This window comes from Prosthecobacter sp. (genome assembly GCF_020439865.1).
Lineage (GTDB): Bacteria > Verrucomicrobiota > Verrucomicrobiia > Verrucomicrobiales > Verrucomicrobiaceae > Prosthecobacter.
The window spans coordinates 1-13,513 of sequence record NZ_JAGRPF010000191.1; the positions used below are offsets into that span (position 1 = coordinate 1).

18 protein-coding genes and 1 tRNA gene are annotated in these 13,513 nt (G+C 61.0%); 12 read left to right on the top strand and 7 right to left on the bottom strand.

Annotation, left to right across the window (positions count from 1 at the left end):
- Positions 1–143 precede the first annotated feature (143 nt).
- The 3 genes from KDL09_RS21375 to hemL are packed head-to-tail and all read right to left on the bottom strand — an operon-like array spanning position 144 to position 2,150.
- Positions 144–467 carry a DUF2007 domain-containing protein gene (locus tag KDL09_RS21375; RefSeq protein WP_294389642.1) on the bottom strand — a complete coding sequence of 108 codons (324 nt, stop codon included), beginning with the start codon at positions 465–467 and terminating at the stop codon, positions 144–146.
- Positions 468–506: 39 nt separating this feature from the next.
- Positions 507–854: a cupin domain-containing protein gene (locus KDL09_RS21380; protein ID WP_294389646.1), complete on the bottom strand. Its 348-nt coding sequence runs from the start codon at positions 852–854 to the stop codon at positions 507–509.
- Positions 855–863: 9 nt separating this feature from the next.
- Positions 864–2,150 carry a glutamate-1-semialdehyde 2,1-aminomutase gene (gene hemL / locus KDL09_RS21385; RefSeq protein ID WP_294389648.1) on the bottom strand — a complete coding sequence of 429 codons (1,287 nt, stop codon included), beginning with the start codon at positions 2,148–2,150 and terminating at the stop codon, positions 864–866.
- Between the two features lie 106 nt (positions 2,151–2,256).
- Here hemL and KDL09_RS21390 point away from each other — a divergent pair, with 106 nt between their 5' ends.
- A complete protein-coding gene (locus KDL09_RS21390) occupies positions 2,257–2,976 on the top strand; it encodes a hypothetical protein (RefSeq protein ID WP_294389651.1) in 720 nt (239 codons plus the stop codon).
- Here the strand turns inward: KDL09_RS21390 and gluQRS are convergent, their stop codons facing one another.
- Positions 2,977–3,804 (bottom strand): tRNA glutamyl-Q(34) synthetase GluQRS, encoded by an 828-nt coding sequence (gene gluQRS / locus KDL09_RS21395; RefSeq protein ID WP_294389653.1) that lies wholly within the window; start codon positions 3,802–3,804, stop codon positions 2,977–2,979. It abuts the gene before it with no gap.
- A gap of 2 nt (positions 3,805–3,806) precedes the next feature.
- Complete coding sequence (locus KDL09_RS21400) at positions 3,807–4,577, bottom strand: hypothetical protein (RefSeq protein WP_294389655.1); 771 nt, start codon at positions 4,575–4,577, stop codon at positions 3,807–3,809.
- A 30-nt stretch (positions 4,578–4,607) separates the two neighbouring features.
- Here KDL09_RS21400 and KDL09_RS21405 point away from each other — a divergent pair, with 30 nt between their 5' ends.
- Together KDL09_RS21405 and KDL09_RS21410 are read left to right on the top strand one after the other, a co-directional pair.
- Positions 4,608–5,366, top strand: coding sequence for a Nif3-like dinuclear metal center hexameric protein (locus KDL09_RS21405; RefSeq protein WP_294389660.1), 759 nt, complete (start codon positions 4,608–4,610; stop codon positions 5,364–5,366).
- A 3-nt stretch (positions 5,367–5,369) separates the two neighbouring features.
- On the top strand, positions 5,370–5,993 hold the full coding sequence (locus KDL09_RS21410; protein WP_294389663.1) for a DNA-3-methyladenine glycosylase: 624 nt from the start codon (positions 5,370–5,372) through the stop codon (positions 5,991–5,993).
- Here KDL09_RS21410 and KDL09_RS21415 read toward each other — a convergent pair.
- Positions 5,968–6,198: a hypothetical protein gene (locus KDL09_RS21415; protein ID WP_294389666.1), complete on the bottom strand. Its 231-nt coding sequence runs from the start codon at positions 6,196–6,198 to the stop codon at positions 5,968–5,970. The two genes, KDL09_RS21410 and KDL09_RS21415, sit on opposite strands and share 26 nt — an antisense overlap.
- Positions 6,199–6,315: 117 nt before the next feature.
- Between KDL09_RS21415 and KDL09_RS21420 the strand changes: the two genes are divergently transcribed.
- Positions 6,316–6,405: transfer RNA gene (locus KDL09_RS21420), tRNA-Ser, on the top strand.
- 48 nt (positions 6,406–6,453) lie between these two features.
- Here KDL09_RS21420 and KDL09_RS21425 read toward each other — a convergent pair.
- Positions 6,454–6,780, bottom strand: coding sequence for a hypothetical protein (locus tag KDL09_RS21425; protein ID WP_294389668.1), 327 nt, complete (start codon positions 6,778–6,780; stop codon positions 6,454–6,456).
- Positions 6,781–6,875: 95 nt separating this feature from the next.
- On the opposite strand from KDL09_RS21425, the gene KDL09_RS21430 reads away from it, so the two are divergent.
- The 8 genes from KDL09_RS21430 to KDL09_RS21465 form a co-directional block, all read left to right on the top strand.
- Complete coding sequence (locus tag KDL09_RS21430; protein ID WP_294389670.1) at positions 6,876–7,958, top strand: sugar phosphate nucleotidyltransferase; 1,083 nt, start codon at positions 6,876–6,878, stop codon at positions 7,956–7,958.
- Positions 7,959–7,969: 11 nt separating this feature from the next.
- Positions 7,970–8,461, top strand: a complete 492-nt coding sequence (gene ruvX / locus KDL09_RS21435) for a Holliday junction resolvase RuvX (protein ID WP_294389671.1) — start codon at positions 7,970–7,972, stop codon at positions 8,459–8,461.
- The gene (gene truA / locus KDL09_RS21440) at positions 8,412–9,266 is read left to right on the top strand and encodes a tRNA pseudouridine(38-40) synthase TruA (RefSeq protein ID WP_294389672.1); all 855 of its coding nucleotides are present in this window, start codon (positions 8,412–8,414) and stop codon (positions 9,264–9,266) included. The genes ruvX and truA overlap by 50 nt, the downstream gene beginning before the upstream one ends.
- Positions 9,267–9,333: 67 nt before the next feature.
- Positions 9,334–10,947: a peptide chain release factor 3 gene (locus KDL09_RS21445; protein WP_294389673.1), complete on the top strand. Its 1,614-nt coding sequence runs from the start codon at positions 9,334–9,336 to the stop codon at positions 10,945–10,947.
- Entirely contained in the window at positions 10,944–11,627 is a 684-nt protein-coding gene (locus KDL09_RS21450) for an SDR family oxidoreductase (RefSeq protein WP_294389674.1), read from the top strand. The genes KDL09_RS21445 and KDL09_RS21450 overlap by 4 nt, the downstream gene beginning before the upstream one ends.
- Positions 11,628–11,668: 41 nt before the next feature.
- Positions 11,669–12,319 carry a phosphopantothenoylcysteine decarboxylase gene (locus KDL09_RS21455; RefSeq protein WP_294389675.1) on the top strand — a complete coding sequence of 217 codons (651 nt, stop codon included), beginning with the start codon at positions 11,669–11,671 and terminating at the stop codon, positions 12,317–12,319.
- Complete coding sequence (locus tag KDL09_RS21460) at positions 12,316–13,074, top strand: inositol monophosphatase family protein (protein WP_294389676.1); 759 nt, start codon at positions 12,316–12,318, stop codon at positions 13,072–13,074. Before KDL09_RS21455 ends, KDL09_RS21460 begins: the two co-directional genes overlap by 4 nt.
- 6 nt (positions 13,075–13,080) lie before the next feature.
- Positions 13,081–13,513, top strand: a 433-nt coding sequence (locus tag KDL09_RS21465) for an ATP-binding cassette domain-containing protein (RefSeq protein WP_294389677.1), incomplete at its 3' end; no start/stop codon positions are given.

Consider the following 13,513-nt stretch of genomic DNA (forward strand, 5'->3'; position numbering starts at 1 on the left):
AAAGTCCGGCGCGGTGTCGCCAATCTTCAACTCGTGAAAGCCCTCCGGCATTGCCGGTTTTTTGGCCTTCGGCGCCTCGGCCATCGCGAGCGCCGGCATCAGGGCCGCCAGCAGAAAGGCAGCGTGCTTGTTCATGGTCGGAATCATTCGGGTTGGGCGGACTGACAGTTCCAGCAAAGGTCAAACGAGGCCGGATTGGATTCATTGCACTTCGGGCAGATCCACTCCGTCTTTTCGACCTGGGGTCCAAAATGCTCCCGCAAAAGCGCCCGCGCCTCCTCGACGCGCTCTTCATCAACCACACACAACGCGGGATCCAGGATGGCTGCGTGGGAATACCCAAGCAGACTGATACCGAGCGTCTGCGTGCTCTCGTTGCGAATGAAACAGGCAATGCCAGCGGACTCAAGGATGCTGCGGGCATAGCCCACGCGCGTGGAATCCTGATCCGTGAACACAGCAGTCATGCTATTGATTGAAGCACCCCGCCCGCGTTTTGACCAGCCTCAAACCTCAAACTCGTCCGCCGGATCAAACGGCGGCATGGGCACGTTGATGATCTTCAGCTTGCCGACCGCGCGATGCACGCAGCCGGGGCGGATCATGACGGTGGTCATGGGTTTGAGTGGAATGATCTCGCCGTCGGCCTCCAGGTGACCTTCGCCTTCGAGCACGATGTAGATCTCCGTCATCTTCTCGTGGTAGTGCGCCTTCGAGTCCGCGTGGATGTCCGTGAGATGCACGGTGGCCAGCGTGTTCCAGTCCTCCTTGAACGCACGCCGCGCCTGACCGCAGGGACAGGGCGTCGGCGGAATCTCATCGAGCTGGGCGACGGCGAAGCGGGGAGAACTCATGACAATCAATTAAAGAGCAGCGAGCGCCGCGGCAGCGACTTCGGCAGTTTGTTCCAGATCATCGCGGCTGTGAGCCATGCTGATGAAGCCGGTTTCGAACTGGCTCGGGGCGAAGTACACGCCGTGGTCGAGGCAGTGGTGGAAGAACTTGCGGAACGAGGCGAGGTCGGACGTTTTCGCGTCCTGGAGATTGTGGACTTCCTTCTCGGTGAAGAAGAGGCAGAACATGCTGCCGCGACGATACCAGCGGTAGTTGAGGCCCTTTTTCTTGAGCACCTCGAGCACGGCGTCCTCCATGATCTGGCCGAGGTTTTCGAGCAGCGCGTAGCCGTTTTTCTTTTCGAGTTCGCGAAGCTGTGCGAGGCCGGCAGCAAGTGCGACGGGATTGCCACTCAGCGTGCCCGCCTGATACACTGGCCCGACCGGTGCGAGATGATCCATGATGTCCGCACGTCCGCCGAACGCACCGACAGGCAAACCGCCGCCGATGACCTTGCCGAGGCAGGTCAAATCAGGCGTGATTTTCTCCAACTCCTGCACGCCGCCGCGAGCAAGCCGGAAGCCGGTCATGACTTCGTCGAAGATGAGCAGCGCGCCGTGCTTCGCCGTGATGTCGCGCAGCTTCTGCAGGAAGCCGGGCTTTGGCAGGATGAGGCCTGCATTCGCCGGATAGGGCTCGACGATGACGCAGGCGATTTCGTGACCTTGTTTCTCAAACAGTTCCTCCAGCGCGGCTTCGTCGTTGAAAGGCAGCACGCTGGTGAGTTCCGCGAACGGCTTCGGTACGCCCGCGCTGTCCGGGTTGCCGTGCGTGAGTGCTCCGCTGCCCGCGGCGACGAGCAGGCTGTCGCTGTGACCGTGGTAACAGCCGTCGAACTTCACCAGGCGGTCGCGCTTGGTGAATCCACGCGCGAGTCGGATGGCGGACATCGTCGCCTCCGTCCCGCTGCTGACCATGCGCACCTTTTGGATGCTGGGCACCCACTCGCAGATCGTGCGGGCCATTTCGACCTCGTAGAGATTCGGAATCCCGAAGCTGACGCCTTCCTTGGCCGCGTTGTGGATCGCCTCGATCACTGGGATCGGCGCATGGCCGAGGATCGCCGGGCCCCAGGTGCCGACGTAGTCGATCATGCAGCGGTCATCGACGTCGTAGATGCGGCAGCCTTTGGCGCGTTTCACGAAAAAGGGATCGCCGCCGACGTTGCGGAAGGCGCGCACGGGGGAGTTCACCCCGCCGGGAATGTACTGCTTGGCGAGGTCGAAGAGCTTGGTCGAAAGGGGTCCGTTGGGCATGGTTTTGAGGAGGGAACGGATACGCGGGAGTGTTTTCGCGTCGAACAAAAGGTTGCCGGGATGCGTCGGAGTCGGGTATTCTCGTCTCAACCCACCGCCCATGCTCATGAAAGCGCTCTCTTTGATCCTTGCTGCTCTGCTGGCGGTGCCGGTCGCCCAGGCCCAGTCGACTTCATCGCGCAACAAATCCTCCCTGCAGAACCTGGAGCCGGGGACTTTCTCGGTGGAGGGCATGACGCCGAAGCCGGTCGTCCTCAAGGTGCAGATTGAGACGCCGATGTATCCCACCAGCAAGTTTCAGGGCGCGCTTGGTTCCTTTGCCCCGGGAACGTTGGTCACCCTGATAGCTATGTCGGACACGGCCTATCGCGTTCGTGGTCGGGCTCGGCACGGCGACGTCGCAGGATGGGTCCGTCAGGCGGATGTGTTGTCTGCCGACCCGAATCTGGCCACCAATTTGAAAAAGCTCTACGAGCGCACGCAGAAGGTGGCCGAGCTCACCAGCAACCATCAGGTCGCCCTGGGCATGACCAGCCAGGAGGTGAAGACCTCTCTGGGCAAGCCCTCCAGAACCACCGCGAAAATCAATGCCAACGGCAAGGACGAGAAGCTGGAGTTCAGCATCTATGAGCGGGTGCCGCAGACCACCACCTCGGTGAACGGCTTCGGTCAGCTCGTGCAGAGCGTCATCTACGTGAAAGTCGAGGTCGGCACGCTGAGTGTGAGTTTCAAGGACGGCGTGGTCTCCGAGATCGAGGAGACGAAGGGCAATCCGCTCGGTGGCGGAGGAGTGCAGATCGTCCCGCCGCCGCTGTTCGGGTTCTGATTAAAGAATCGCCGCCCTCACCTCATCCAGCGTCCACCCGGCGGAACGCAGGCTGCGCAAGGAACGTGCGTCATCGCGTTTCGCCAGTCGTTTGCCCGCCTCATCGGTGATCAGCCGATGGTGAAGCCACTCGGGCACGGGCAGGCCGAGCAGTTCCTGCAGCAGCCGGTGCAGATGCGTTGCCTCCAGCAGATCTTCACCGCGTGTCACGAGCGTGATGCCTTGCAGTGCGTCGTCAACGACGACCGCGAGATGGTAGCTCGCCGGCGTGTCCTTTCGCGCGAGCACGACATCGCCGAACACAGCTGGTCGCGCTTTGAAGGAGCCATGCGCACGGTCTTTCCAGATCAAATCGCTCAAACCGGCCATTGCTTTCGTCACATCCAGTCTCAGCGCATACGCCTCTCCCGCCGCGATCCGTTCCGCGCGCTCATCCGCACTGCGATTGCGGCACGTGCCCGGATACAGAGGCCCGTCCGGCCCCTGCGGAGCGTTCCCTGCGCGTGCGATCTCCTCCTGAATCTCGCGCCGTGTGCAAAAGCACGGGTAAAGAACATCCAGCACCTCGAGCTTGGCCAACGCCGTTCGGTAATCATCAAAATGATCAGACTGCCGCCGCACCGGCGTCTCCCAGTTTAATCCCAGCCACGCCAGATCCTCAAAGATCGCTTCTTCATACTCCGGTCGAGCCCGCGTGCCGTCGATGTCCTCCAGACGAACCAAGAACCGTCCTCCTGCCGCCTGCTCGTGTGCAAACAACGCCGCATACGCATGCCCCAGATGCAGCCATCCGGTGGGGCTGGGGGCGAAACGGGTGACTTCGGGCATGCTCAAACCTTCCTCGGCTTTACCACCACATCGCCGTTGTCGAACTTCCCGCGCATCACGCTGCGGAACACATGCAAGTCAGGGCGGATCATGCCATGCGTGTCGGCACACTTCACCTCCTTGGCTGGCAGAAGAGAGGATTCCTCCCAGCCTTCGCGTGCTGAATCCAGCCCGGCACCGGTACTTTGGAAGTAGAGCGCGTGATCAAATCGCTCTTTCGCATGAACTTTGCCGTCATGAATGTGCAGCGTCGGGAAAAAAACGGTGTCGGCCAGCGCCGTCGGAAATGAAAACGCCATTGGATGCACCTGCACATTGCCAGGCTTCAATTTGAACACGGCGAACCCAAAGTCCGCGTAGCCTGGCAGTTTCGCCCAAACGCCTTCGGGTAGCCGAAACCGCGCATCGAGTCGGCTGAAGTCGGCAATCGTCGGTACAAAGCTTGCGTCGTAAGCTCCGACCGATACCACACGAAGAAACTGCCGGGGTGGTGCCACTGCACGCGGTGCTTTTGCGCCATAGCCGTATTTGACCTGAAAGAGCTCAAACAGATCGTCGAACAAGGTTTCATACTTCGAGAAATCGAAAAACTTCACTGCCTTTTCCCCGCCGCCCTTCTTGATCGGAATCGGCAGTACCATCGCCAGATCCTGGGGCGCATTGACCGACATCTGGTAAATGAGCACTTGGTGCCCGTCAGTCCTGAGCCGTGCAAAGATGCGCGTGTTTTTGACCTCCTCGACTTTTCCAGTGAAGCAGCACATGGTGCGCATGCTACCGAACCGCCACACCCACTGTCCAGCATGAATCTCTCCGACCTCGTCTCCCATCTCGACACTGAACTGCGCATCGCCGAGATCGCGGACTACGGCAACGCGCTCAATGGTCTGCAGCTCGAAAACCATTCCGGCAGGGTCACCAAGATCGTGGCTGCGGTGGATGCGACTTTGCCGGTGATGCAGAAGGCCGCCGCTGCCGGTGCAGACCTGCTTCTGGTGCACCACGGCATGTTCTGGAGCGGGCTGCAGGCCTGGACAGGTCCGGTGTTTCAAAAGCTCAAGCTTTGCGGTGACAGCGGTCTGGCTGTTTACAGCGCCCATCTTCCGCTGGATGTGCATCCTGTGCTCGGCAACAACGCACAGATTGCTCAGGCGCTTGGTTTGACACCCACCGGCGGCTTTTTGGAATACAAAGGCAGCAACGTGGGAGTGACAGCGGACCACGAGATGTCATTGGAGGACTTGGTTTCCAATTTCAAGAAATCGCTTGGCGGTTCTCCGGTTCACCTTTGTGCCGGCGGTCCGCAGACGACGAAGAGAATCGGCATTTCCTCGGGCGGTTCCGGCTCTGAAGTCGCCGCAGCAGCGAAGGCGGGAATCGACACCTTCATCACCGGTGAGGGGCCACATTGGAGCTACACGCTCGCCGAAGAACTGGGCGTCAACGTTCTCTATGGCGGTCACTACGCCACGGAGACCTTTGGTGTGAAAGCCCTCGCCGCTCACATCGAAGCGAAGTTTGGCATTTCGTGGGAGTTTGTGGATCATCCGACGGGCTTGTGAGCCATGAGCTGGCTGAAACGCGATTTTTTCGAACGGGACGTCCTCGAAGTGGCGCGTGATCTGGTGGGCGTTGAGCTCGTTTGGAACGGATGCTCCGGCATCATCATCGAGACCGAGGCTTACGCCGTCGAGCATGATCCGGCCTGCCACACCGCCTCCCGTCCGAGCGCGCGTGAGTTTGTGAAATCGAAGCCGCCCGGCACGGCCTACGTGTATTTCAATTACGGCATGTACTGGCTCTTCAACCTGCTCGTCAAAGGCGGCCCGCGTGACGGCCTTATTCTCATCCGCGCCTTGGAGCCCAAACGTGGCATCGACGTCATGCAGCGGCGTCGCAAACGCGACAAGCTGCACGAACTCTGTTCCGGCCCTGGCAAACTGGCAGTTGCCCTTGGAATCGAAGGAGCGCATCACGGCACCATCATGGCCGGACGCGGCAGACCACCGGGCTGCGGCCTGCGGATCCCGTCAGACTCCAAGCATGAGGTGGTGACCGACATCCGCGTCGGCATAAGCCAGGCGGTGGATTTTCCCTGGCGCTTCCTCTCACGCCATAGCCCGCATCTCAGCGTGAAGCACGGCAAGGTGAAGGCGCCTGACGTCAAAGCGCCCCGCCGCCCAGAATGAGGCGCACCAGAGCGACGATGCCCACAGCGATATTGATCGTAAGGCCGATCTTCCGTTCAGGAAAGACACCGAAGATGATGCCAGCCACGCAGAAGACGAGCACGGGCCACTGCAAGGCTCCCAGAAGAGGAATGATGCCGACCACCATGCAAAAGGCGGCAAACAGGCCGATCAGAACCGAAATAATCTGGCAGAGGGTCTTCATAATGCGGCCCAAGATCGCCAGCAGGGCCTGAACTCAACTGGAAATCCGGAACATCATTGTAAGCCACGCCTTGCATTCAAGCGCAGACGCGGTACTCTCCGGCCTCGCTGAAGTCAAGGAGAGGTGGCTGAGTGGTTGAAGGCACCTGACTCGAAATCAGACGTTGTCGTAAGGCAACCGAGGGTTCGAATCCCTCCCTCTCCGCCAGCGAGCCACACCATCCCGGCACCGGTTATTTTTACCGGCGGTGCAACCTTAGCGGGTTTTCGCCACAAACGTTTCAGGCGTGTCCGCATAAAACTCGCTTGTCTCGGCGTCAGGCATGCCGTGGCTGCGGATGCCCTCCAGCCGGCGTCGGCTGCCGCGTTCGCTGCCTGGGCGGTTCGCCGTGCGCTGCACCAGTTCCGTGATGACCGGCGCGGCGATCGCAGCGCTGGCGGCGAGCAGCGTCAGGGCGATGACGTTGGACGAACCACGACGCATTCCCCTGCCAAAAAGAATCCCCAGCGCACAGCCGGCGGCGGCCGGGGCGATGAGTGAGGCATACGTTTCGTAACCAGGAGCAGGGGTTTTCTCTTGCATGCGTCAGCATAGCCTCTTCAAGAGAATCACCAAAGAGGAATTTGCCCGCCTCCTTCTTTCCGGCTAATGAAAGCGCGTTCAATACGCCCTCGCACATGACCCAAGCAGCATCCAAAAAACGTTTCGCGCTCATTCTTGCCGGAGGCAGTGGCCAGCGCTTCTGGCCGATCAGTCGCGACACACGGCCCAAGCAGTTGCTGAAGCTCTTCGGTGAAAAGACGCTGCTCGAGCTCACCGTCGATCGTCTCGAAGGCTTTGTGCCCAAGGAAAACATCCTGATCCTTACCAACTCGCAGCAGGAGGCTGCTGTGCGGGAGATCCTGAAGGACCTGCCGAAGGAGAACATCGTCGCCGAGCCGGAGAAGCGTGACACAGGTCCTGCCATCGCACTGGCAGTCGGCTGGGTCGTTGCTCGTGAGCCCACGGCCACCATGATTGTGTTGCCGGCCGATCATTTGATCAAGAATCAGGCCGAGTTTCAACGCGTGCTGTCGAACGCGGCTCTCGCGGCTGAAAACAGCGGGAGCCTTGTCACGGTTGGAATCAAACCGACATGGCCCTGCCCGAGCTATGGTTATGTCGAACGTGGCCGGCGCGCGAGCATCGGCGGGCTGGATGACCTGCCTGTTTGGGAGGTCGTTCGTTTTCGTGAAAAGCCGAACCCTGACCTCGCCGAACATTTCATCAGCCAGGGCAATTTCCTTTGGAATGCGGGCATGTTCATCTGGACCATCCCTGCCATCTTCAGCGAACTCAGCCGCCATTGCCCGGTGCTGGCGGATTTTATCTCCGAACTCCGTGGTTCGAAGGATTTCAGCGCCACCGTGGCAAAACAGTTCGGCAAGCTGCCGAAACTTTCCATCGACTATGCGCTGATGGAGCGCGCCTCCCGCGTGCTCAACATCGAGGCCACCTTCGACTGGGATGATGTCGGTAACTGGACCAGCGTGGGCCGCTATCTCACATCGGACGAGGATGGCAACCAGCACAACTGCGCATTTTCGCAGCAGGACGCGGTGAACAACCTCGTCTTCACGCAGACAAATCAGCATGTTGCGCTGCTTGGAGTGCAGGATCTCATTGTCGTTGCCGCCAAGGACGGCCTGCTCGTCGCCAGCCGCAGCAAGGCGGAGAGCATCAAGAAACTCGTGGACGGCCTGCCAGCCGAGCTGCGCTGAGGTTATCTCTCATGCCGCGCATCCTCGCCATTGATCACGGCACCGTGCGCATCGGTCTCGCCCTCAGTGACGAGACCGAGATCGTCGCGAGTCCCTTCAAGACGATCGATGCGAATCACGAGCCCGAGCGTACCATTGCGCGTATCGTGAAGGAAAAGCACATCGGCAAAATCGTCATCGGCATGCCGTTCCGCATGAGCGGTGAGAGAGGCAGCGCCGCGGAGCGTGTGGAGAAATTCGCCACCAGTCTGGGCAAGGAACTGCATCACTCGACGCCCATCGAATTCGTCGACGAGCGCCTCTCCTCCGTGGAAGCCGAGGCATCGCTGTCACGCGCCGGCATCACCGGCAAAAAGGAGCGCAATGAGATCGTCGATCAACTCGCCGCCGTCGTCATCCTGCAGGAGTATTTGAACCAGCAGCGCGGCCCCGCAGGCTTTCTGCTGCCTGACGATGCCTACGAACTCCCATGGACCGATGAGCCTAAGCGACGTCGAAAGTAAGGCAGGCAAACACCGCGGCCCCGAGCTCGGCTTCAAACGCCTGCGCTTCACCATCGCCTACTGCGGCACGCCGTGGCGCGGCTGGCAGAGCCTCGAAGGTGGTCGCACGATCACCGATGAACTCAATGCCGCCATCCGCAAGGCCACGCGCATCGAGACCCGCGTGCAGGGCAGCGGCCGTACCGATGCGGGCGTGCATGCACTGGCGCAGACCGCACACTGCGACGTGCCTGAGACCGTGCGCATGAGTGGAGAAGCCTGGGCGCACACACTCAATGCCTGCCTGCCGCTGACCATTCGTGTTTCGAATGTGGAAGACGCGGATCCGAGCTTTCACGCCCGCTTTGACGCCATCGGCAAGACCTACCGCTATCGCATCTGGCGCCCGCGCATGATGTCGCCTTTCGAGGCAGATCGCGCATGGCACGTTTATGGCCCGCTCGACATCGATGCGGTGCGCTGGTGCTGCGAGAAACTCGTCGGAACGCACAACTTCGTCCGTCTTTCCGCCAACCGTGGCGACATGCCGGAGACCGAGCGCCGTCAGCGCACGGAGAAGACCACTCGCACGATCCACCGCGCGGAGCTCCGCGAAGACGGCGACGTGCTCGAATTCGAGTTCGAAGGTGACGGCTTCCTCTACAAAATGGTACGTCTCATCGTCGGCAGCCTCATGCACGTCGCCCGCGGCCGTGAGCCGAAGGAATGGTTCGCCAGCCTGCTCGCCGATCCCACCGGCATGCAGAGCAATCAAACCGCCCCCGCCTGCGGTTTGTACCTCGTTCGTGTGAACTACCCGGCCTGACTTCCTTCGTCATTCGGGAATTCGCCGTTTGAAACCGCCTTCCCCTTGAGGCATGGACACAGCCCCCATGCCCCACGAAGCCCAAATCGCCCGCCGTCGCTCGTTCGCGATCATTTCGCATCCGGACGCCGGTAAAACGACGCTCACTGAAAAGCTGCTGCTTTACGGCGGTGCCGTCGCGCTCGCGGGTTCCGTGACCGCCCGCAAAAACCAGCGTGCGACCACCTCCGACTGGATGGAGCTGGAAAAGCAGCGCGGCATTTCCGTCAGCTCCACCGTGCTGCAGTTTGAGTACAAGGACAGCATCGTGAACCTGCTCGACACCCCGGGTCACAAGGACTTCTCGGAAGACACCTACCGCGTGCTCACGGCCGTCGATGCCGCCATCATGGTCGTCGATGCAGGTAAGGGCATCGAGGCGCAGACGCGCAAGCTCTTCGAAGTCTGCCGCCGCCGTGGCGTTCCCATTTTCACCTTCATGAACAAGCTCGACCGCCCCGCGCGTGAGCCGCTGACCTTGCTTGATGAATTGGAAACCGTGCTCGGCATCGGTGCCTGTGCCATCAACTGGCCGCTGGGCCTCGGTCAGCAGTTCCGCGGCGTCTACGACCGCATCAAGAAGGACGTGCATCTCTTTGAACGCACCGCGCACGGGGCCTATCGCGCACCGGAAAAAGTGGCCGGCCTCGACGACGAGTTCGTCGCCAGCCACATCGCCAGCGACGCGCTGGAGCAGGCCAAGATGGAGATCGAAATGCTCGAAGGCGCCGGCCACGCCTATGACCGGAAAAAGATCGACCGCGGTGAACTCACGCCCGTCTTCTTCGGCAGTGCGAGCAACAACTTTGGCGTGCAACTCCTCCTCGACGGATTCCTCGAACTCGCGCCGCCGCCCGCACCGCGCATGTCTGCCGACGGAAGGATCATTGAGCCGGCAAGCGAAGGCTTCTCCGGTTTTGTCTTCAAGATTCAGGCCAACATGGACCCGCGTCATCGCGACCGCATGAGCTTCATCCGCATCGTCAGCGGCAAGTTTGAGCGCGACATGCAGGCCATCCACACCCGCACCGGCAAGCTAGTGCGTCTTGCCAATTCACAAAAGCTCTTCGCACAGGACCGCGAGACCGTGAACGAATCCTACGCGGGCGACGTCGTGGGCATCGTCGGCAATTACGGTTTCGGCATCGGTGACACTCTTTCCAGCGATCCGAAGCTTAAGTTCGACGAAATCCCACGCTTCGCGCCCGAAGTCTTCGCCTACCTGCACAACCCCAGCACCGCACACTACAAGCGCTTCCGCGACGGGTTGGAGCAGCTCCTCAGCGAAGGCGTCGTGCAGCAGTTCATCCAGCCCCATGCCGGTCAGCGCGTGCCCTTGCTCGGCGCCGTCGGTCCGCTGCAGTTCGAAGTCGTGCAGTTCCGCCTCGAGAGCGAATACAACGCCCAGAGCCGCCTCGAAAACGCCCCTTACACCGTTCTCCGCTGGGTCCGCACGAAAGACGGCGGCGCCATCGAAGACTTCGACATCCCCGGCGGCGTCACAACCGCCCAAGACAGTGAAGAACGCTGGGTCGTCTTCTTCAGCGATCAGTGGGCCATCAACTACTTCGAGCGCCGCAATCCAAACGCCGAACTGTCCGAGATTCCGTGGGATGAGGTCGAAAAAGCCGCCGCCACATGAAAACCGTCGTCATCACTGGCAGCACGCGCGGACTTGGCCGCGCGATGGTTCCGCTTTTCGTCAAGGCTGGCTGGCAGATTGCCGGTTGCGGTCGCAATGAGAAGAAGGTTGCCGAATTGAGCCGTCAATTCCCGGCACCGCATTTGTTTCAAGCCTGTGATGTCTCCAGCGAAAGTAACGTCGCGGCATTCTGCGCGGCGATCCTCAAGCAGTTCGGCCCGCCGGACTTGGTTCTGAACAACGCAGCCATCATCAATCCGAACGCCCCGCTGTGGGAGACGAGTGCGGAAGACTTCAGCCGCATCATCGACATCAACATCAAAGGTCCTGCAGCGATGATGCGCCATCTGCTGCCTGCGATGCTGAAACGCGGCAGCGGCGTGATCGTGAACTTCTCCTCCGGCTGGGGCCGCTGCACCGCGGAGGACGTGGCGCCGTACTGTGCGACCAAATACGCCATTGAGGGTCTCAGCATGGCGACGGCACAGGACACGGGCGGCAAAGTGGCCGTGATCCCGATGAATCCCGGCATCATCGACACCGACATGCTTCGCAGCACCTTTGGCGGCAGCGCGGGCGGCTTTCCCGATGCCGACGACTGGGCGAAGCGTGCCGTTCCATTCTTCATAAAGCTCGGTCCGAAAGACAACGGCAAGCAGATGACGGTTCCTGGCGGCTGACAACTCCTTGACCGCCGTCCCCTGACTCTGGACGTTCGGCCATGCGCCTCCTCATCACCGCCGGCCCGACGCGCGAGCCGATTGATCCGGTGCGGTTCCTCTCGAATCGCTCCTCGGGTCGTATGGGTTATGCGCTGGCCGAGGCCGCTTGCGAGGCAGGGCACGAAGTCGTGCTCATTTCCGGTCCGGTGACGATTTCCGCGCCGGAAGGAGTACAGTTCGTCCATGTCGAAACCGCACGCGAGATGTTCGACGCGGTGCAGATCTACCTCAGCGGCTGCGATGCGGCCATTTTCAGCGCAGCGGTGGCGGATTACCGGCCCGTGCACTTTGCGGCGCAGAAGATGAAGAAGACGGCCGACAAGCTCACGCTCGAACTCGAACGCACGGAGGACATCCTCGGCTCGGCGCGGTCCCAACTCGGCTTTCAGGGCTTTCTCGTCGGCTTTGCGGCGGAAACCGAGAACCTCATCGCCCACGCGCAGGAGAAGCTGGAGCGCAAAGGATGTGACATGATCGTTGCGAACGATGTGTCGCAGGCGGGCATCGGGTTTGACAGTGCGGAAAACGAAGTCACCCTCTGCCTCCCCGGCGGCCGGACGATTGCTCTCCCCAGGCAGTCCAAAACCGCCCTCGCACGCGTATTGATCGCGCACATCACCCAGCTCTCAGCCCCCAACGACCCGAAGTGAAAGAACTCCTCGCCACCGCCACCGAAGCCGCCCACGCCGCGGGCAAGATGATCAAAGAAAACTTCGGCTCCGAGCTCACGGTGAACGAAATGCAGCGCCACGACATCAAGCTCGAGCTCGACGTGCGCAGCCAGAAGCTCATCACCGACATGATCCTCGCCCGCTTCCCCGATCACGCGATCCTCGGTGAGGAAGGCGGCGAAACCGGCGGAAACGGCGATGTCGAATGGATCGTCGATCCAATCGACGGCACGGTGAATTTCTTTTTCGGCATCCCGCACTACTGCGTCTCCATCGCCGCGAGAAAGCGCGAGTCGAAGGAGTTGCTTATCGGTGTCATCTTTGATCCCAACCAGAACGAAACATGGACCGTCGTGCGCGGCGAAAAGCCGATGCTCAACGGCAAAACCGTCAGCGTGAGTGATCGTGCTGAGATGGCCGAGGCTGTCGTCACGGTTGGTTTCTCGAAGAGCAAGGAAGCGCTCGACCTCGGCTTCGCCCGCTACAAGCGCATCGCCTACGAGGTGCGCAAGACACGCATGCTCGGCAGCGCCGCGCTCGCCATGGCCTACATCGCCTGCGGTCGTCTCGACGCTTATGTCGAGGAGCAGATCAGTTTGTGGGACATCGCCGCCGGGCAGCTCATGGTCGAAGAAGGCGGCGGCAAGGTGATGCTCAAACCGAGCACGACGAAGCCCGGCACCATGTTCATCTGCGCCTCGAACGGCAAACTGCCCATCGACGGGTATCTCTGAAGCCGCATGTCCTCTCCCGACACCCGCGAAGTGATCCTCGAGGCCCGCGAACTCACGCGTGAATTCGACGGCGTCAAAGCGCTCGACCGCTTCAGCTTCAAGCTGCATCGCGGCGAGGTGCTCGGCCTGCTCGGTGCGAACGGCGCTGGCAAAACGACCGCGATGAACTGCCTGCTCGGCCTCACGCTGCCTACTTCGGGCGAGTTGAACGCCTTCGGCATGCCGCTGCAGGCGAACCGCATTGAGATTCTGCGCCGCGCGAACTTTTCCTCCGCTTACACCGCTCTTCCCGGCAACCTGCTCGTGTGGCAGAACCTCAGCGTCTTCGCGCGGATCTACGGCGTGCCGAACCCGAAGCAGAAAATCGCCGAGCTGATGGATCTGCTCGAAATCTCGCACCTTCAGAAGCGCGTCACCGGCCAGCTCTCCGCCGGCGAGT

Bases quoted from the DNA above. Each gene is read 5' to 3' on its own strand.
- KDL09_RS21375 (WP_294389642.1), bottom strand. From the start codon at position 467: ATGACTGCTGTGTTCACGGATCAGGATTCCACGCGCGTGGGCTATGCC.
- KDL09_RS21380 (WP_294389646.1), bottom strand. From the start codon at position 854: ATGAGTTCTCCCCGCTTCGCCGTCGCCCAGCTCGATGAGATTCCGCCG.
- hemL (WP_294389648.1), bottom strand. From the start codon at position 2,150: ATGCCCAACGGACCCCTTTCGACCAAGCTCTTCGACCTCGCCAAGCAG.
- KDL09_RS21390 (WP_294389651.1), top strand. From the start codon at position 2,257: ATGAAAGCGCTCTCTTTGATCCTTGCTGCTCTGCTGGCGGTGCCGGTC.
- gluQRS (WP_294389653.1), bottom strand. From the start codon at position 3,804: ATGCCCGAAGTCACCCGTTTCGCCCCCAGCCCCACCGGATGGCTGCAT.
- KDL09_RS21400 (WP_294389655.1), bottom strand. From the start codon at position 4,577: ATGCGCACCATGTGCTGCTTCACTGGAAAAGTCGAGGAGGTCAAAAAC.
- KDL09_RS21405 (WP_294389660.1), top strand. From the start codon at position 4,608: ATGAATCTCTCCGACCTCGTCTCCCATCTCGACACTGAACTGCGCATC.
- KDL09_RS21410 (WP_294389663.1), top strand. From the start codon at position 5,370: ATGAGCTGGCTGAAACGCGATTTTTTCGAACGGGACGTCCTCGAAGTG.
- KDL09_RS21415 (WP_294389666.1), bottom strand. From the start codon at position 6,198: ATGAAGACCCTCTGCCAGATTATTTCGGTTCTGATCGGCCTGTTTGCC.
- KDL09_RS21425 (WP_294389668.1), bottom strand. From the start codon at position 6,780: ATGCAAGAGAAAACCCCTGCTCCTGGTTACGAAACGTATGCCTCACTC.
- KDL09_RS21430 (WP_294389670.1), top strand. From the start codon at position 6,876: ATGACCCAAGCAGCATCCAAAAAACGTTTCGCGCTCATTCTTGCCGGA.
- ruvX (WP_294389671.1), top strand. From the start codon at position 7,970: ATGCCGCGCATCCTCGCCATTGATCACGGCACCGTGCGCATCGGTCTC.
- truA (WP_294389672.1), top strand. From the start codon at position 8,412: ATGCCTACGAACTCCCATGGACCGATGAGCCTAAGCGACGTCGAAAGT.
- KDL09_RS21445 (WP_294389673.1), top strand. From the start codon at position 9,334: ATGCCCCACGAAGCCCAAATCGCCCGCCGTCGCTCGTTCGCGATCATT.
- KDL09_RS21450 (WP_294389674.1), top strand. From the start codon at position 10,944: ATGAAAACCGTCGTCATCACTGGCAGCACGCGCGGACTTGGCCGCGCG.
- KDL09_RS21455 (WP_294389675.1), top strand. From the start codon at position 11,669: ATGCGCCTCCTCATCACCGCCGGCCCGACGCGCGAGCCGATTGATCCG.